Origin of the sequence: Collinsella sp. HCP28S3_G2 (genome assembly GCF_052065125.1) — a bacterium.
In the GTDB taxonomy this organism is placed as follows: domain Bacteria; phylum Actinomycetota; class Coriobacteriia; order Coriobacteriales; family Coriobacteriaceae; genus Collinsella.
The window spans coordinates 31,046-47,479 of the sequence record NZ_JBQHUO010000006.1 but is presented as its reverse complement, the minus strand read 5'-3'; the positions used below and the strand labels follow the sequence as shown (position 1 = coordinate 47,479).

Annotated in this window: 17 protein-coding genes, 1 tRNA gene and 1 pseudogene; 12 read left to right on the top strand and 7 right to left on the bottom strand. The window is 60.7% G+C overall.

Going from position 1 to position 16,434, the window contains the following annotated elements; translation table 11 throughout:
- Positions 1–37 precede the first annotated feature (37 nt).
- Together ACTNB2_RS05030 and ACTNB2_RS05025 are read left to right on the top strand one after the other, a co-directional pair.
- A complete protein-coding gene (locus ACTNB2_RS05030) occupies positions 38–2,224 on the top strand; it encodes a tetratricopeptide repeat protein (RefSeq protein ID WP_441042469.1) in 2,187 nt (728 codons plus the stop codon).
- A gap of 96 nt (positions 2,225–2,320) precedes the next feature.
- A tRNA-Ser gene (locus ACTNB2_RS05025) sits at positions 2,321–2,411 on the top strand.
- Positions 2,412–2,625: 214 nt separating this feature from the next.
- Here ACTNB2_RS05025 and ACTNB2_RS05020 read toward each other — a convergent pair.
- From ACTNB2_RS05020 to ACTNB2_RS04995, 6 genes and pseudogenes are all read right to left on the bottom strand, one after another.
- Positions 2,626–2,967, bottom strand: coding sequence for a hypothetical protein (locus ACTNB2_RS05020; RefSeq protein WP_441042488.1), 342 nt, complete (start codon positions 2,965–2,967; stop codon positions 2,626–2,628).
- A gap of 69 nt (positions 2,968–3,036) precedes the next feature.
- Positions 3,037–3,378, bottom strand: a pseudogene (locus ACTNB2_RS05015) (peptidoglycan recognition protein family protein); the annotation flags it as partial.
- A 175-nt stretch (positions 3,379–3,553) separates the two neighbouring features.
- Positions 3,554–3,751: a hypothetical protein gene (locus tag ACTNB2_RS05010; protein WP_441042470.1), complete on the bottom strand. Its 198-nt coding sequence runs from the start codon at positions 3,749–3,751 to the stop codon at positions 3,554–3,556.
- Positions 3,751–3,990 (bottom strand): helix-turn-helix domain-containing protein, encoded by a 240-nt coding sequence (locus ACTNB2_RS05005; RefSeq protein ID WP_441042471.1) that lies wholly within the window; start codon positions 3,988–3,990, stop codon positions 3,751–3,753. The genes ACTNB2_RS05010 and ACTNB2_RS05005 overlap by 1 nt, the downstream gene beginning before the upstream one ends.
- Before the next feature lie 67 nt (positions 3,991–4,057).
- Positions 4,058–4,306 (bottom strand): hypothetical protein, encoded by a 249-nt coding sequence (locus ACTNB2_RS05000; RefSeq protein WP_441042472.1) that lies wholly within the window; start codon positions 4,304–4,306, stop codon positions 4,058–4,060.
- 36 nt (positions 4,307–4,342) lie between these two features.
- A complete protein-coding gene (locus ACTNB2_RS04995) occupies positions 4,343–4,525 on the bottom strand; it encodes a helix-turn-helix transcriptional regulator (RefSeq protein ID WP_441042473.1) in 183 nt (60 codons plus the stop codon).
- Positions 4,526–4,630: 105 nt separating this feature from the next.
- Here ACTNB2_RS04995 and ACTNB2_RS04990 point away from each other — a divergent pair, with 105 nt between their 5' ends.
- The 5 genes from ACTNB2_RS04990 (at position 4,631) to ACTNB2_RS04970 (ending at position 10,163) form a co-directional block, all read left to right on the top strand.
- Positions 4,631–5,269 carry a LexA family protein gene (locus ACTNB2_RS04990; protein ID WP_441042474.1) on the top strand — a complete coding sequence of 213 codons (639 nt, stop codon included), beginning with the start codon at positions 4,631–4,633 and terminating at the stop codon, positions 5,267–5,269.
- A 6-nt stretch (positions 5,270–5,275) separates the two neighbouring features.
- On the top strand, positions 5,276–6,412 hold the full coding sequence (locus ACTNB2_RS04985) for a TM2 domain-containing protein (RefSeq protein ID WP_441042475.1): 1,137 nt from the start codon (positions 5,276–5,278) through the stop codon (positions 6,410–6,412).
- A gap of 11 nt (positions 6,413–6,423) precedes the next feature.
- Complete coding sequence (locus tag ACTNB2_RS04980) at positions 6,424–8,082, top strand: AAA family ATPase (RefSeq protein WP_441044831.1); 1,659 nt, start codon at positions 6,424–6,426, stop codon at positions 8,080–8,082.
- A 33-nt stretch (positions 8,083–8,115) separates the two neighbouring features.
- Complete coding sequence (locus ACTNB2_RS04975; RefSeq protein ID WP_441042477.1) at positions 8,116–8,958, top strand: DNA adenine methylase; 843 nt, start codon at positions 8,116–8,118, stop codon at positions 8,956–8,958.
- Between the two features lie 98 nt (positions 8,959–9,056).
- Positions 9,057–10,163: a tyrosine-type recombinase/integrase gene (locus ACTNB2_RS04970; protein WP_441042478.1), complete on the top strand. Its 1,107-nt coding sequence runs from the start codon at positions 9,057–9,059 to the stop codon at positions 10,161–10,163.
- A gap of 196 nt (positions 10,164–10,359) precedes the next feature.
- Here the strand turns inward: ACTNB2_RS04970 and ACTNB2_RS04965 are convergent, their stop codons facing one another.
- The gene (locus ACTNB2_RS04965) at positions 10,360–11,700 is read right to left on the bottom strand and encodes a D-alanyl-D-alanine carboxypeptidase family protein (RefSeq protein ID WP_441042479.1); all 1,341 of its coding nucleotides are present in this window, start codon (positions 11,698–11,700) and stop codon (positions 10,360–10,362) included.
- A 251-nt stretch (positions 11,701–11,951) separates the two neighbouring features.
- On the opposite strand from ACTNB2_RS04965, the gene pstB reads away from it, so the two are divergent.
- The 5 genes from pstB (at position 11,952) to ACTNB2_RS04940 (ending at position 16,418) form a co-directional block, all read left to right on the top strand.
- A complete protein-coding gene (gene pstB / locus ACTNB2_RS04960; RefSeq protein ID WP_441042480.1) occupies positions 11,952–12,827 on the top strand; it encodes a phosphate ABC transporter ATP-binding protein PstB in 876 nt (291 codons plus the stop codon).
- Between the two features lie 64 nt (positions 12,828–12,891).
- Positions 12,892–13,620, top strand: coding sequence for a response regulator transcription factor (locus ACTNB2_RS04955; RefSeq protein WP_154517679.1), 729 nt, complete (start codon positions 12,892–12,894; stop codon positions 13,618–13,620).
- A 3-nt stretch (positions 13,621–13,623) separates the two neighbouring features.
- Positions 13,624–15,048: a sensor histidine kinase gene (locus ACTNB2_RS04950; protein WP_441042481.1), complete on the top strand. Its 1,425-nt coding sequence runs from the start codon at positions 13,624–13,626 to the stop codon at positions 15,046–15,048.
- Between the two features lie 177 nt (positions 15,049–15,225).
- Entirely contained in the window at positions 15,226–15,879 is a 654-nt protein-coding gene (locus ACTNB2_RS04945; RefSeq protein WP_441042482.1) for a YveK family protein, read from the top strand.
- A gap of 2 nt (positions 15,880–15,881) precedes the next feature.
- On the top strand, positions 15,882–16,418 hold the full coding sequence (locus ACTNB2_RS04940; RefSeq protein ID WP_427794314.1) for a GNAT family N-acetyltransferase: 537 nt from the start codon (positions 15,882–15,884) through the stop codon (positions 16,416–16,418).
- Positions 16,419–16,434 lie beyond the last annotated feature (16 nt).

Below are 16,434 nucleotides of genomic sequence, written 5' to 3'. Positions count from 1 at the left end.
CCCTGTTCAGAAAGTGCCATTGCCCAAGAGCCCCGACATGAAATTGGTCCTTGACGAGTCCGATTCCAGTGTTGGCGAGATTTTGGTGCGGGGAGCCAACGGTGCAATGCGCGCTTGCGCGCGAACGGCCGGCTCTCCCGAAGGGCCCATGCGTGAGCAGTCCGACCACGAGACATGGAATTCGAGCCGTGCTCTCCCTTATGGCGAGTTTATGGCCTCGATGTTCTTGCGCTACGTGATATTTGCCGACCCCAAAAACGCCCTTGCGAACACGGTACCTGCCGACGAGCTCGATGAGGGTATAAAAAACACCGCCAACAAGATCAAACTCGTAAAGTTGCCCGAGCCGGTCGAGGTGTTTTTGGGCTTTAACACGGCACCGCTCCCCGATGCTATCGAGACGCTGCTCTACCGCGTTGACCATGCCGATAATCCGAGCGGTATCGAGCGTTATGCCGCCGCCCTTATGAGCGAGGTCGATTTGCCCCGACTGCGCACCATCGCTGCCAAGTCCGAGATGGGCCTAGCGCGTATCGACCGCTCAAAGCTGTTCTATCTCAATTTTGATCGTAGCCTGCTGGACCAGGACGAGATTGACATGCTGCTTGCTATCGAGTGTCGTCTTAACCGCCTCTCCGGCATCCTTGAGCGCATCGGGGCCGGATTGGCCCCTGCGGCATCCTCGCCGAGCCTTGAGGGCTGCGCGCTCTTTGACGCGTGGCATATCGCCAAGACGACCAACGATGTTCCCCGACTGCTCGATACGGCCTCGAGTGACAACCCGTGGGGCAAACCGGGTACGGTAGCTTGCCAGCCAGGCGGTGAGTGGGACGTGCGCACCCGTTTTGCGCGCGCGGTCGAAGCCCTCAACGTTGTCACGCGGCTTGACTATACCTATCGGGCAAACGTTGCCGAGGGGATTATGCTCGTTCGGTTTGGGCGCTCGGTCGTGGATGCCATGCCTCAACGTGAATACGACGCCCAGGATGACGTCTGGCGTGAGTTGGACGAGGACGTACGTGCGATTTGGGCCACCGAGCACGATGCGCGCGTGGCGCTCACGCTAGCAGCGGCTTGTTTTGCTGCCGGTGCCAGCATTACGCGCTGCTACGTTCAGATTTCGGCTCCCGATGGCGAGCAGGGCGAGCGCATCATTGCAACATATTCCTTTGGGCGTGCGGCCTATCTGGCCAATTGCGTTCCCGCCGCTAAGAATTTTGAAAGCATGGATATGGATGATATGCCGTGCAAGCGCATGCTTGAGGCATATGAGTCGGACGCGCCGGATGCGATTGAGCCCGCTGAGGTTCATGCTCGCCCGCGTGACGACCACCGTTCGCTGCCGCCGGCGTTGCGCGACCTGCTGCTTGCCGATACGGCTGATGAGCTTGAGGTTATGGAGGAGGGCGATGACCCGTATGTGGCGCGCGTCGCTGAGTTGCGCGAGCGGGCAAAAGTCGACCGCGCGGGTGCGTTTGAGGGCTTTTCCCGTCTTGTTGAGGAGCTGGAGGCCAAGTGCGCCGTTGCCGAGCTTTTGGCGACAGGACCGGTCCAGACGCTGTTCTGCGACAACCAACTGGTGCGTATGGTGCTGCCGGTAATGGAGGAAGACCGCTCCGTTCGTATTTTGCGCGCTCCCGATGCGCTGTACTTTGCCCAGCATGAGATTTGCAGCTTTTACGCCGATCAGGAGGATTTTGAGCGGGCATTGCCCGAGGTGCGTCATCTTTACGATCTGGCGCGCTCATCCATGCAATCACACTTTGCACTCATCAACGTGCTGGCGCGTCTGGAGCGCTATGACGAGGTCATTGAGGTGGCGCGCCACGGCCTGCGCATTGCCAGTGACCGTTCCGCAATCGGCTACCTGTTCTATCGCCTAGCGTTTGCCTACTGGAACTGCGATCAGCTCGAGCTGGCGTTGGCGTGCTACCGCTTGGTACCGCGCGGCGAGGAGTCGGGTAGCAACGCACTGGAGGAAATGCAGGGCCTTATGAACGAGATGGGTGTCAATGAGCCACCGACGTTCGAGGAAGCGGTTGAGACCATCAGTAAGGCCGGGCTCGAACTGCCGCCGGTGCCTGCCGTGTCCAACCAGCTGGCAGACGCTGCTGTGCAGCTGGTCGATAACGGTTTCTTTTTCCTGGCACGCGTCTGCATCTTCCAAATGTGGCGCACGATGGGAAACGATGAGCTCGGATCCCTCAGCCGGTCGTTGGGATAGGGGTTTGATTTATGGGGGAGGAAAGCCGGCCGGCCAATTATCAAAATTTCCCCTTGCCCGGATTCGAGTGTTTGGTTACTATGGAACGGCTGTTACGGAGAGCTGACCGAGAGGCCGAAGGTGCTCGCCTGCTAAGCGAGTATGCCCCAAAAGGGCATCTGGGGTTCGAATCCCCAGCTCTCCGCCAGTCGAATTGATGCGTCCCCTGAGTTCTCGCAGCTCAGGGGACGTTTTCATTTTACTGAACTGCCCTGAAACGCCCTGTATTTTTGGCAAATTTTGGCAAGAATGGCAAGATTTTGGCAATCGGGCCAGACCGCCCGGAAACACGAAGCGCCCCTCCACCGTATCTCGGCGGCAGAGGGGCGCTTCGTGTTTGCCGGTGGCCGTACCTGCCCGCCCTAGCCGAGCAGGATCTTGTTCACGCGCGCCTGAACGACTGCGTAGTTCGAGCCGAGTCGGCGCTTGCGCTCCGCGCCGTTGCCGTACTCGCCGCGGATGACCGCGCGGGCGAGGGCGTCGATGTCGACGGCGGGCTTGGGCGCCTGCTTCGAGGAGACGCCGAGCAGCTGGTTAACGCGCGCCTGCACGGCTGCGTAGTTCGAGCCGAGCGCCTTCTTGCGCGCCTCGCCGTTGCCGAACTCTCCCGCGATCACTCGGCGCGCGAGGCTGTCGATGGTGCCGGAGGGCGCGCTGGGGGACGGGTCCGAGGAGGGCGGGGCCGCGGGGCTGCCGTCGCACATCTTGTCGTACCAGTACTGGGCGCGCTTGATGTAGGCGTCCTTCTGCGAGCCGTAGATCTGGCCGGGGCAGGAGGTCGCCGAGAAGTGCCTGTGCGGGAACACGTTCACGCTCCACTGTGGTCGTCCCAGGCCGTAGGACTTGCACAGGGCCGCCACGAGGTGGGCGCCGTTGTCGAGGCACGCCTCGGAGATGGTCCCGTCAGGACGGTTCGCGTGCTCGATGTTGATGGACTTGCAGTTAGCGTCCTAGTCGCCGAGGGACCAGGCGGTATCGCGGTCCCACACGAGCTGGCCGATGCGGCCGCCGTCCTCGACGCCGTAGTGCGCGGAGGCCTGTCGGCTCTGCCACACGCTGAAGAGCTGCTCGATGGTGAGGTTGCCCGCCTCGTAGTGGATGCCGATGAACTTCACCTTGCGGCCGCTTCTGCCGGAGCTGAAGTGCTTGCCGAGGATGAGGTCGACGTCGGCCTCGCATTTCTCCCAGTTCTTCACTAGTGCTCACTTTTGTTTGTTCGCGTGTTTCGCGTTTTGCTTGTCGTTTTGCTTGTTGCTTCGCTTGCCGTTTTGCTTTGCGCCCCGCCCGCCGCTAGTTCGGCCATGTCGACCCCTCGAGCAGCCCGGCGAGCAGCATCAGCGCGAACGTCGCGGCGCACCCCGCCGCGGTGCGCACCCGCTCGCGCTGTCCCTCCATGAGCGCGGGTACGGTCCTCATGTGGACCGTGACGGGGCGGACGCCGCCGCGCGCGGCGTAGGCGCGGCCCCTCCTCTGGACGACGACCTCCATCACGCCTTCTCCTTCCTCTTCAGGTACTCCGGTATGGCGGACGTCCTTATGAGCGTCCTGCCCTTGCCCGCCCTCATCTGCGGGATGGGGTCGGCGCGGCTGTTCACGTACTCATACATGCGGTCGCGGGCTATCCCCGCGAGCTTGGCGGCCTGCTCAACGCTCACGTAGAGCGGCAGGTCGAGCGGGACGGGCCATGCGTCCGGCTGGATGCCCGACGCGGGCTCCTGGTCTGACATGGGTTCCTCCTTTTGGCGTGTTAGGCTTCCCGTAAGGGGAGGTGATTTTTGGCCATGGGCGCGCTCGTCAGCCGAGCAGTAGATGCAGCAATTTCCATGCTGCCGTGAGCAAGATGGGCGTGGCGAGTCCGACGAAGAACGGCCATCTCGGCACGCCCTCTCGGCGCTTGATGCGGATGACCTCCTTGGTCAGGTGGTCGAGCTTGAAGTCGAGCGCCTCGTAGTTGCGCCTGAGGCTCTTGCACGACTCGAAGGCGTCATACACGGTCGGCTCGCTGATGGCGCCCTTGGATCCGGCTGGCAGCTCCTGCTTCATGGGTTCCTCCTTGCTGACTATAGGTTTAACTATTGCTCAAAGGGAAAAAATATCGCGCACATCAACCTTGAAAAGAGCGGCAAGCCGACGAGCATCATCAAGCGTGATGTCACCAGGGTTTTTCTCCATCTTTGCATATGTGATTCGAGAAACGCCAAGGTAATCAGCTACGTTCTGCTGTGTATAACGCTCTTTCTTTCGCGCTTCGATTAACTTCATCTGCACCTCCTCTCGATGTCTAGAACTATAGTCAAACATATAGTGTATGTAAAGAAACTTTTTCTTATAATGTAGAAAAAGTTTAACAACTGAGAGGTTCCCAAGATGAGCATCGGTTCAAACATAAGACGCATCAGGGTTGCTCGCGACTTGACTCAGGAGGAGTTTGGCAAGATTGCTGGCGTCTCGGCGATGGCAGTATCTCAGTGGGAGAACGATCGAGCTGTGCCACGCATGGGCGCGGTCCAAGCTATCGCTGACCATTTCGGTTTGAATAAGGGCGAAATCATAGATGATGAGCCAACCGACCTCCCCGACGGCGCCATGCCCGTGGTCCCGTCCTCCGCGACCGTCCCGCTGCTCACCATCAGCCGCGTCCACGCCGGGGCCATGACGGACGAGGAGGAGGTCGCGCACCGCGTCGAGGTCCCCGCCTCGGTGTGCGAGAACCACCCGCGCGCCTTCGCGCTGGAGGTCGAGGGGGACTGCATGGACCGCGTCATACCGGAGGGCAGCCACGTGCTGGTCGACCCGGACCGCGAGCCGGGCAACGGCTCCATCGCGGTGGTCGAGACCGAGGCGTACCGGGCCGTGATGCGCCGCTGGTACCGGGGGAGCAGCACGCTGATGCTCACGGCCGACAGCCACGCCGAGCAGGAGGACATGGTCTTCGGGCCGGAGGACGGCCCCGTGCGCGTGGTCGGCACGGTGGTGTGGTGGCAGGCCCCGGCGGAGATGGAGTAGAGGGATATGGTTAAGATCGGAATGCGCAAACCCAATCTGAAGTCTTCGTTCAAGGCGAGGACGACCGGCAGGGCGAAGCGCGCCGTGAAGAGGGCGATAATTCCCGGTTACGGCAAGAAGGGCATGGGCTGGGTCAAGAACCCGAGAAAGGCCGCCTACAACGCCGTGTACCGCAGGACGACGGTCGGCGTGGGCGATATGGCCCGCGCTATCGCCAAGCCGAGCAGGGGGAAGTCCGCATCGGCGGCGCGCTCTGCCGCGCCCGCCGCCCCGCGCGCGACGGCGAGCAGGACGCTCGTCCAGTCGATGACCTCGCTCCGCCAGCTGGACCGGGCGCTCCCGCTGTGCCTCTTCCTCGGATGGACCGGAGCTCACAGGGCGTACGCGCGGATGTGGGGCAGCTTCCTCCTATATTTGTTCACCTTCGGGCTCTTCGGCTTCGGCTGGCTGTTCGACCTCGTGACCCTGATCATGAGGCGCTTGGAGCTGAGGCGTCTAGGCGGCATTGCGCCGACCCTGCAGGAGGAGCCGCGCCCCGTCGATTCCGTCTTCGGCCAAGACGCTCTTGATTCCGACGACTGGGGGCGGCGCACGGAGGAGGAGGCTGCGGCCCGACTCGAGCTCCAGCGCAAGAACCGCGCCTACATGGAGGAGAACGGTGTCGACACCGGCATGTTCAACGAGGAGAAGGTCATGGCGGACGCCCTGCGGACCATCGAGTCGATGTGCCCGTGCATGCTCAAGTTTGACCGCGGCATGGGCCGCGAGGAGCCGAGGATCAGCTTCTGCTCCCCCACGAAGACCGGAAAGCTTCCGAAGAACGTCGTCGAGGCACATATCTACCACCAGGACGAAAAGACGGTGAGGGACTCCCACGGGTTCGAATGGCAGCAGTACGGCGACAGTATCAGCGTCAAGATCAGCTACCTCTCCGACGGACGCATAAACAAGTTCGACGTCCGCGGGTTTCATAAGACGCGCTCTGTCAACGTCTCCATTCGCAGGCGCGGCGACGACCTCGTCATGACAAGTGCGGGCACCGTCGGTGAGACGGGCGCCTGGCAGTCCCTTTGCCCCGGAGCCGACCCCTCGGCGGGGGACCTGCTCGAGGCCCTGAACAAAGAGGTCGAGAGAATCTACTAACCGTTCAGCTGTTGTCCGGCGGAATCGGAAGAGACGAGATAGAGGATATGGCTAGAAGAAAACCTGCGAGGAATTTCGGAATTGAATCGATAGAGATCGACAGATTTCGCAACTTCACGCCGATGACGATAAAGCTCGGCCGCTACGTCACGGTCATATCTGGGCAGAATGGCACAGGAAAGTCGACGCTTCTCGGAATGCTCGGGCAACCTTTTGGAATGGCTGAGATGAAGGACGTGTTCGGGAGGGGAATGCGTGCGAAATTCACGGACATGTTCAAGCTGTCCCCGGATCATGACATACCCGGAGAGCACGTCTATTACGTAAACCTGCGCGACCAGAATTTGTATCCAAGCGGTTCGCACGTGCAGGTCAAGTCATATAAGAGGGAAGGCTATAAACTGCCCATCCGCCTTGTGACCGGTGCCCGGCGAGGAAAGGGAGACGGGAATATCGACTATCCCGTCATCTATCTGGGGCTTCGCAGGACATATCCGGTCGGAGAGATACCGAACGCAGCATCGACGACGCCGACGCTAACCGAAAGTGAGGTCGCTGAGCTTAGCGGTTGGTACAATTCGGTGTTTCTCGCCTGGAACCAGGATGACTTGGAGCCTGTTGAGCTTACTGCGTCAACCGCAAAGAAAGCGACGATACTGGTCAATGCCTCAAGCTATGATTACCTGGCGAACTCGGCGGGACAAGATAATCTCGGACAGATCCTCGCTGCACTTCTTTCGTTTGGCAGGGCGAAGGCGTCGCTCGGCGATTCCTATCGCGGCGGCCTGCTGTTGATTGACGAACTGGACGCAACCCTGTTTCCGGCATCTCAGGAGGCGCTGTTCGACCTGTTGCTCGAGAAGGCGATGGAGTTGGAAATCCAGGTGGTGTTCACGACGCACTCTTTCCAACTGATTGAGCGTGCGATTTCAAAACGCGGGAAAAAGGATGATATCGAGGTCGTTTACCTTCGGAGGCGCGATACCGGTATCGAGCAGATTGATCACCCGGAAGAGCTTGATATAAAGGCCGACCTTTCCGTCAGGATGCCCAAGAGGCGTCGGAAGAAGAAGGTTGAAGTCCTGTGTGAAGACGAGGAGACGAAATGGTTCTTGAAGAAGGTGCTACCCGCCAGCGTCTACTCAAAATGCAACGTGATCCCGGCCGGTCTCAGCTGCGGCGAGCTCGCTGAGCTTTCTATTCGAGAAATACCGTCCCTCAAGGACGTCCTGTACGTTGTCGATGGCGATGCGATTGGGGACGCGTGCTCGAAAGTGAAGAACAGCCCGCGTACGCGCATCCTGCCGACTGGAGACATGAATCCAGAGACGGCAATCTACGACACCTTGTCAAAGCTGCCGGACAACGGGGAGTTCTGGACCTCTATGGAATCGGAAAACCACTACAGCAGGCAGATGTTCGTCCGTTCCTTTGAAGAGTCTCATAAGGAGCACTACGCGGATAAAAAGGCCAGGCGTCGCGCAGATAAAAAATGGTTTAGGGATGAGAAGGCCAAGGGAGGGCTGGGAGAGAACTGGTCCGACGGGTTCGCTAAATGGAGGGAGCTGCACCAGGGCGAATGCGAGGAGTTCGCCGCTGGTTTTGCGTCTGAAGTGGAGCGGATAATCAGAAGGGTCGAGGCTATGGCCAAGAGGGCCGACAGCGAGTAACCTAGGAGCTGCACAGCGAGAGGAGGTGCGCCGATGCCGACGACATACACGCCGATCAGGTACCCCGGCGGCAAGTCGAAGATATTCCCACTGGTCGATTCCATCATCGCCGAGAGCGGCCTCGGGGGCTGCACCTACGCGGAGGCGTACTGCGGCGGCGCGGGCCTGGCCATGAAGCTGCTGCTGCTCGGGCGCGTCTCCAGGGTGATCCTGAACGACGTCGACCCTGCCGTGTACAGCATGTGGGACGCGATAGTGAACCACACGGACGAGCTGTGCGCGTTCATCGACGGCGCGGAACTCAGCATTCCCGAGTGGAAGGCCCAGCGCGAGGTCTACCTTTCCTCCAGCGACCCGTCGCTCGAGCTCGGCAAGGCGGCCTTCTACCTGAACAGGGCGAATAGGTCGGGCATACTGCGCGGCGGCCCGATCGGAGGCATGTCCCAGAAGGGGAAGTTCGGCATCTCGGCGCGCTTCAACAAGGGACCGCTCTGCGACAAGGTGCGCGCGATCGCTGCCCGCTCGGCGGATATCGACCTGTACAACATGGATGCCTGCGAGTTCATCTCGTCCGTCCTCGCGCGCGAGGACGGGCTGTTCGCCAACTTCGACCCGCCGTACGTCGTGAAGGGGCCGGGCCTGTACGAGAACTCGTACACCGAGGACGACCACAGGGAGGTCGCCGGGAAGATAACCGGCTGCGGGTTCCCCTGGATGGTCACCTACGACAACGTGCCGCTCATCTCCGAGATCTACTGCGGCTTCGACAGGTACCTCATCGACGTGGGCTACAGCGCGGCGTCCGCGAAGGTGGGGAGGGAGCTGCTCATCGCCGGGCCGGGCGTCAAGGTGCCCGATGGGGTCGAGAGGGCCTAGGCAGACGAAAAATAGGCCCCGCGCATACGGGCTGCAACCCTGTGCGAGGCCGTGAGTCAAACCAACCGAATACACGGAAGGCAAGGTGATTGTACATCATGTCGGTCCAGAAGCTGAAGAGCGGCAAGTGGGTCGCCGACGTCACGGTCGGCGTGAAGTGGGACGGCTCGCGCGACAGGCGCGTCGAGACGTGCCAGACGAAGGGGCACGCCCGCAAGGCGGAGACCCGCCTGCTCATGGAGAAGGAGCGCCTGCGCGGGCGCGTGACGGCGCGCATCACGCTGGCGGAGTTCGTCGACGAGGTGTACTGGCCCCAGAAGGCGGGGCTGCGCGCGAACACGCGGCAGGGCTACGAGCGCGACCTCAGGAGGCGCATCCTCCCCGCGCTCGGCAACATGGAGCTCGAGCAGATAAACAAGCTGAACATACAGCGCATGGTCTCGGCCTGCCCCACGCGCAAGACGGCGACCAACGCCCGCGAGACGCTCTCCTCGGTGCTCGGTTACGCTGTGGAGATGGGCATGCTGCCCGTGAACCCCGCCTCGTTCCGCTACACGTACTCCGGGGGCGGCGCCGACCCCGAGCGCGGAGGGGAGTGGCTGACCGCCTTCGGGGACCATGAGCGGCTGCTCGGGTACCTGAGGGAGACGCGGCCTGGGTCCTGCGTCGAGCGCATCTGCGTGATCGGGCTGTGCGAGGGGCTGCGCAAGGGCGAGGTCCTGGCGCTGCGGTGGGAGGACGTCGACCTCGCGCGGCGCGAGCTGACGGTGCGCGGGACCTACACGCAGGGCCTGGGCGGCGCCCACGAGACCGACCCGAAGAACCGCAACGCGCGGCGCACCATCCCGCTGCGCGCCTACGCGGCGGAGCGCATGGCGGCATGGGGCCCCGGCGAGGGGCCGATCGTCGAGGGCGTTGGCGGCGGGCTGCTGAGCCCCGTGACCGCGGGCGAGCGCATGCGCCGCTTCACCGCGGGGAGCTACCCCGACGGGACGCCGCTGCCGCGCGTCACCATGGCGAGCCTGCGCCACAGCTTCGCCACGGCGTGCGTCAACGAGGGCATGGAGGTCTCGAAGCTCTCGCGCATCATGGGGCACGCCGACATCAAGACCACGATGCGCTACTACGTGCGCCAGAAGCTCGACGACCTCAAGGTGGCGGTCGACGCCATGGACGGCGGGGACGTTGGCAATCGTTGGCAGTAGGAATCTGCGTTTCCGCAGGTAGAAGGCTTGTTGTACTGGGGTTCGAATCCCCAGCTCTCCGCCAGTACGAATTTGAAGAAGGGCTCCGTAGGGGGCCCTTTTTGGTATGGAGAACGTTAGCTGGGGATTCGAACCCTCAAAAAATGAGGCGCCCCGTTGGACGCCTCATTTGGTTCGATGTGATATCGCTTTGGCCCTACACCTCAGGAGCCTTGGCTACGGTCTCGCTCTCGGCTGTGAGCGGGCGGTTGTCGATGCGGCGGCCCAGGCGGTCGAGCTTCACGAGCAGCCACTCGATGGGATTGGGCCCCGTTCCTTCCTCGTCGGCAACCAGGTCCATGACGGCAATCTTGGTGCCGTCCTGCTTAAGCGTAACGCTGCCCACCTTATCGCCAACATGCACCGTGCCCGAAAGGTCATCGTAGCTAACCTTTTCGGTCACTTCGCCGGCGAGTGAGAACACCGTTGCCTGCGCGGTGGGGTCGGCAAGCGTGGCGTCGATCGTTTTGTCTGTCCAGTCGGTTTGACTGACACGTGCCATCAACGGGTTTCCGTTGGCGGTCTTCTTTTGCGTATTGGCGATTTCGACCGTTACCTTGTGGTCGTAATACCAACTAGCAAGTGTGGCCGTATCGGCAAAACGCTGGTCGGTGGTGCTGGAGTTCAAGACAACGGTATAGATCTCGTCGCCATCGCGATTGTAGGCGCTTGCAAAGCAGTATCCGGCATCGTCGGTGGTGCCGGTCTTACCGCCGATATTGCCGTCTTGGCCCAATAAAACATTGTGCGTATCCATGGAATGCGAATGATCGGAGCCGTCGGCGCCCGTCACTTCGATCCAGGGATCTTTGCTCGCCATGACTTCGCGAATCGTGTCGTCCTTCATGGCCTCTTGCATCATCAATGCCACATCGTGTGCGGTTGAATGCATATCGCCGGCCCATTCGTCAAAATCCAGCCCGTGCGGGTTCTCGAAGAGCGTTCCCGTGCAGCCGAGCTTCTTGGCCCGCTCGTTCATGGCTTTTACAAACGTAGCGACGGCATCTTTGGTCTTGGGGTCAAGTTTTTTGCCCACGTGTTCGGCAAGCGCGATGGCGGCGTCGTTGCCCGAGGGGATCATCAGGCCGCGCAGCGCTTGCTCGACGGTGAACTCGTCGCCTTCGAGGAGTCCCGCGGTCGAGTTGCCTACGGTTGCCGCCGCGTTGCTCACGGTGATTTTCTCGTCCATTTTGCAGTTCTCGACCGCGAGGATTGCAGTCATGACCTTGGTGATCGAGGCGATTTTGACTTGCTCGTCGGCGCTACGGGCATAATAGACGGTGCCGTTTTTACCCATGACAAACGCATTGGAGGCATCGATATCGGGCAGGTCTTCGGCTGCAATGCCGCGTGCATCGGCGGCTTTGCCGCAGATGTTATCGGTCGTGAGCACTTGGGCGCCGGCGACGGACGGAATGCCGGCGACAAGGGCGACGGCGCAGGCAAGGCCAACGGCCAGCTGCGCGGAACGCTTTACAAGAGGGGCGAGATGCTTCACTGATTTCGCTTTCGACGGGATGGTCTCTTTTGGCTCTAGAGTATATCGTTTACCGGCTGTGCCGCTTGGGGTTTGGCGCGTGCGGTTTATCTTCGTGTCTGAGCGGACGCTTGGGTGTGCACGGTCGATATGATTGCCCGTCGCGTATCGAGGAGGTCCTTACAAATACTTGACAATACCCTCACGCATATATGAGCTGCGATTTTTACTATCGATACTGCTGATTTGACATCGATGTGGAGGTATGCGGTATGACGGCTGCTGCGGCTGTGGGGCCCACGGAGCTCGAGGAGCTAATGGAAGCGCAGGCCGAGGCCGCGCATGAGCGCGAAGTTGGGGATGCGACTCGCCCCACGGCAGAGGACCTTGCCACCTCGCCGACGCGCATCGATGTCGAGGGCCTCGACCTGTTCTATGGCGATCACCACGCGCTTAAGGATGTGTCCATCAAGATCCGCGACAAGCAGATTACCTCGTTTATCGGTCCTTCGGGCTGCGGCAAGTCGACGTTGCTGCGTTGCTTTAACCGCATGAACGATGGAATCAAGGACTGCCGCATCGAGGGCAAGATTGCGCTCGATGGACAAGATATCCTGGGCGATTACGACATCTGCCGCCTTCGCCAGCGCGTGGGCATGGTGTTCCAGCGCCCCAACCCGTTTCCCATGAGCATCTACGACAACGTCGCCTACGGTCCTCGCGGTATGGGTGTGCGCGATCGCGCTGTGCTGGATGAGCTGGTCGAGGACTCCCTGCGCCGCGCTGCCCTGTGGGACGAAGTCAAGGACAAGCTCAAAAAGTCGGGCCTGGGTCTTTCGGGTGGACAGCAGCAGCGCCTGTGCATCGCCCGCGCACTTGCCGTGCGGCCCGATGTTCTGCTGATGGACGAGCCGACCTCGGCGCTCGACCCCGTGTCGACGCTCGTGGTGGAGCAGCTGGCCTGCGAGCTCAAAGAGACCTGCACGCTCGTGGTCGTTACACACAATATGCAGCAGGCGGCGCGCATATCCGATTCCGTCGCGTTTTTCTTGCTAGGTGAGTTGGTGGAGCACGCGCCCACCGCTCAGCTTTTCAAAAATCCTACTGACCCGCGTACGGCGGATTATTTGACGGGGCGTTTTGGCTGATACCATCTAGTAAAGGTACCTTTAGGATTAAGATGCGGTCATGCCGGCCGCAAAGGGGTTCAACATGATCTATTACGTCGAGGACGATGACAACATCAGGGATTTGACGGTCTATGCACTGCGCAAGCAGGGGATCGAGGCCGAAGGCTTTTCGTGCGACGGTGAGTTTAAGGCTGCCGTGGCGCGACGGGTGCCCGATGCTGTGCTGCTCGATATCATGCTGCCCGATACCGATGGCTTGGCGATTATGCGTCGCCTGCGTGCCGATCGCCTGACGGAGACGGTGCCCATCATGATGCTTACCGCCAAGGATACCGAGCTCGACAAGGTGATGGCGCTCGATGGCGGTGCCGACGATTATCTGACTAAGCCGTTTTCGCTCATGGAGCTTGCGAGCCGCTGCCGCGCACTGCTGCGTCGCGGCGGCATGGTCAAGCAGGCGAGCGATGTGCTCAGCGTGGGCGATATCGTGCTTTCGCCCAGCCATCGCGAGGTGACCGTTGCCGGCGAGCCGCTTAAGCTCACCCTGCGCGAGTTCGACCTGCTCGAGTACCTCATGCGCAAGCCCGGCGTGGTCTTTACCCGCGAGTCGTTGCTGCAGAGCGTGTGGGGTTGGGATTTCGACGGCGGTTCGCGCACCGTTGACGTGCACGTGCAGACGCTTCGCCAAAAACTGGGCGAGCATGCCAGCGCCATCGAGACCGTGCGCGGCGTGGGCTACCGCTTGGCCGAGCCTTCTGCCGGTGACGGTGCCGAAGGTGACGACACCGCGGCCACCGCATCGGAGGAGTAACCCGTGGTCTTCGCCCCCCAGGGAAAACATACGCTGTCGCACCGCGTTTTTGTGACGATCTTTGTTTGCGCCATGGCGGTTATCGTGGCGTTTACGGTGCTGGGTGCGTTCTTTGTGCAAAACACCTTGGCGGATGCCACGAGTGCCAATCTGGCGCAGGAAACCGAGCTCATTGCTGCCGCCCTCGACGAACAGCAGGAGCCCATCCCGTTCTTGCGTAGCCTCGATCGCGAGGACTTGCGCATTACGCTGATTAACAAGGATGGATCGGTTGCCTACGACAACGAGGCGTCGCCTTCCTCACTGCCCAACCATGGCGATCGCCCCGAGGTCATCGAGGCCTTTGAGAGTGGTTTGGGTTCCGCGGAGCGCGCAAGCTCTACGCTCGACGAGATTATGCTGTATCGCGCCGTCGCCCTTGATAACGGCCAGGTTGTCCGCTTGGCGCAAGCCCAGCCTGGCGTTGCGGCGATTTTGCTGTCGATGGTGGCGCCGATGCTGCTTATCGCAGCAGCGGGTGCAATACTCTCGTTTTTTATGGCGCGCCGCGAGTCCCGTGCAATCATCGCGCCGTTGCAAGAGGTGGATTTGGACCACCCACGCCGTAGCTATGAGCACGCCTATGCCGAGATGGTCCCCATGCTTGAGCGTATCGAGTCGCAGCGCCAGGAACTCAAGCGCCAAATGGCGGTGCTAGCGGACAACGACCGAATGCGCCGCGAGTTCACGGCCAATATCACCCATGAGCTCAAGACCCCGCTTACCGCGATTTCGGGCTATGCCGAGCTTATTGCAAACGGCATGGTTGAGGGCGAGGACGACTTGCGCAACTTTGGTGGCCGCATCTATCGCGAGGCGGGCCGCCTGGCAGCGCTCGTCAACGACATTCTTACGCTTTCCAACTTGGACGAGGCGGAGCGAGCATCCGAGGGCGAGGCGGTGCCCATTGGGTCCACAGAACCCATCGAGCTCTCTCGCGCCATGTTGACGGTGGAACAGCGTCTTGAGCAAGTTGCCCGGCAGTCGAATGTGACCATTGGGCATGAGACGAAGCCCATGGTGATCGAAGGCGTGCCGCGCCTGATTGACGAGCTGATCTACAACCTTGCAAGCAACGCCATTCGCTACAACCGACCTGGCGGTACGGTCACGCTGCGCTGCGGGACCAATGACGAGGGTCATCCGTACCTGTCTGTTGCCGATACGGGTATCGGTATTGCGCCCGAGGAGCAGGGTAAAGTGTTCGAGCGTTTTTATCGCGTGGACAAGAGTCGTTCTAAGGCGCGTGGCGGAACCGGCCTGGGTTTGGCGATCGTCAAACACGCCGCTCTGTACCATCACGCCGCGATTGACCTGTCGAGTGAGCCGGGAGTGGGGACAACCATCACGGTGACGTTTCCCGCACAGCAGAAAGAGCCGTTTGCATAGCGCTTGGCCGCTGGCCTTGATGTAAACGCCGCATCGGGGTTGCCGGTGCGGCGTTATTGTTGCGCAAGATTGTTATAAGCGCTGTAGCTTATGTATAGAGTTTGGACATGGGAAAAAGATGCGATAACAAATGGACAGTTTTGTCAATACGAACTCGGGAACTGAAAGGCACGCTGCATGGCCCTTCTCGAATTGTTCCAGCTGCTTAAAAAGCATCTCAAGCTGGTCATTACCCTTCCGGTGGTCTGTGCGATCGTCATGGGTATCGCGTCCTTTGCCATGATGGACAATACCTACACCGCCACGACGAGCATGTACATTCTCGCTAAGACCGACGGCGGTCAGATGAGCTATAACGACCTTTCGGCGAGCCAGATGCTTTCCAACGATATCGCCACGCTGCTCGACAGCGATAGCGTTAAGAGCGGTGCCGCCAAGGATCTGGGCCTTTCCGATTTGGATGATTACAAGATTGCCGTTTCGTCCGAGACTACGACGCGCGTCATTACGCTTTCGGTGACGGGTACCGATGCCAAGGAGACGGCCAAGGTTGCAAGGGCAATGGCCAACTCGGTAAGCACGGTCGCCCAGAATGTTGGCGCCGCCCAGAGCATTAACGTGGTCGATGAAGCCAAGACCCCTGAGTCTCCGAGCGGCCCCAAGCGCTTGCTGTATGTTGCCGTTGCGTTCCTTGCCGGCGTCTTTATCGCAATTGCCTACGTTGTTTTGGCAGATATACTCAACATGCGTATCCGCGGTGCCGAAGAGGCAGAAGAGCTCCTGGGTATTCCCGTTGTTGGCCGAATTCCGGCTATGAAAGGTGGTAAATAGGCATGGCTAAGGCGAAGAACACCGATAAAGGGGCCGCCTTGGATATCCAACTTAAGACAGGTTGCTTTGAGGACGCGGCGCTGGTGCGCCGCGCCGTTTTTATGGACGAACAAGGCTATGAAAACGAGTTTGACCAGATTGACGAGGACCCGGGCTGCATCCATGTGACGCTGTATGTGGATGGCCAACTCACCGGCTGCTCGCGCGTGTTTCCCGAGGAGCTGGAGCGCGCGGCAGATGCGGAGGCTCCGGTGCCACCGGCGTGCGACTTGGACGAAGGCGTCGCCGCGGGGGAGACCTACATTATGGGGCGCGTCGCCGTGCTGCCGGCTATGCGTCGTCGCGGATTGGCAAGCGCGATCGTCGAGGCCAGCGATACATGCGCACGCGATGCTGGCGCTAGACTAATTAAGCTGCACGCGCAGGAATACGTGTTGCCGCTCTATGAAAAGGCTGGCTACACACAAATTGCCCCGGTTGACTACGAAGACGAGGGCCAGCCCCATGCCTGGATGGCCAAGCGCGTAGATGGCAGATAGGGACGTTCCTTTTCTG

Excerpts from the sequence above, each read along its gene's own strand:
- ACTNB2_RS04955 (WP_154517679.1), top strand. The coding sequence starts at position 12,892 with ATGATCTATTACGTCGAGGACGATGACAACATCAGGGATTTGACGGTC.
- ACTNB2_RS04985 (WP_441042475.1), top strand. The coding sequence starts at position 5,276 with ATGGTTAAGATCGGAATGCGCAAACCCAATCTGAAGTCTTCGTTCAAG.
- ACTNB2_RS05010 (WP_441042470.1), bottom strand. The coding sequence starts at position 3,751 with ATGGAGGTCGTCGTCCAGAGGAGGGGCCGCGCCTACGCCGCGCGCGGC.
- ACTNB2_RS04990 (WP_441042474.1), top strand. The coding sequence starts at position 4,631 with ATGAGCATCGGTTCAAACATAAGACGCATCAGGGTTGCTCGCGACTTG.
- ACTNB2_RS04970 (WP_441042478.1), top strand. The coding sequence starts at position 9,057 with ATGTCGGTCCAGAAGCTGAAGAGCGGCAAGTGGGTCGCCGACGTCACG.
- ACTNB2_RS04975 (WP_441042477.1), top strand. The coding sequence starts at position 8,116 with ATGCCGACGACATACACGCCGATCAGGTACCCCGGCGGCAAGTCGAAG.
- ACTNB2_RS04940 (WP_427794314.1), top strand. The coding sequence starts at position 15,882 with ATGGCTAAGGCGAAGAACACCGATAAAGGGGCCGCCTTGGATATCCAA.
- ACTNB2_RS05020 (WP_441042488.1), bottom strand. The coding sequence starts at position 2,967 with ATGTGCGACGGCAGCCCCGCGGCCCCGCCCTCCTCGGACCCGTCCCCC.
- pstB (WP_441042480.1), top strand. The coding sequence starts at position 11,952 with ATGACGGCTGCTGCGGCTGTGGGGCCCACGGAGCTCGAGGAGCTAATG.
- ACTNB2_RS04995 (WP_441042473.1), bottom strand. The coding sequence starts at position 4,525 with ATGAAGTTAATCGAAGCGCGAAAGAAAGAGCGTTATACACAGCAGAAC.
- ACTNB2_RS05030 (WP_441042469.1), top strand. The coding sequence starts at position 38 with ATGAAATTGGTCCTTGACGAGTCCGATTCCAGTGTTGGCGAGATTTTG.
- ACTNB2_RS05005 (WP_441042471.1), bottom strand. The coding sequence starts at position 3,990 with ATGTCAGACCAGGAGCCCGCGTCGGGCATCCAGCCGGACGCATGGCCC.
- ACTNB2_RS04945 (WP_441042482.1), top strand. The coding sequence starts at position 15,226 with ATGGCCCTTCTCGAATTGTTCCAGCTGCTTAAAAAGCATCTCAAGCTG.
- ACTNB2_RS05000 (WP_441042472.1), bottom strand. The coding sequence starts at position 4,306 with ATGAAGCAGGAGCTGCCAGCCGGATCCAAGGGCGCCATCAGCGAGCCG.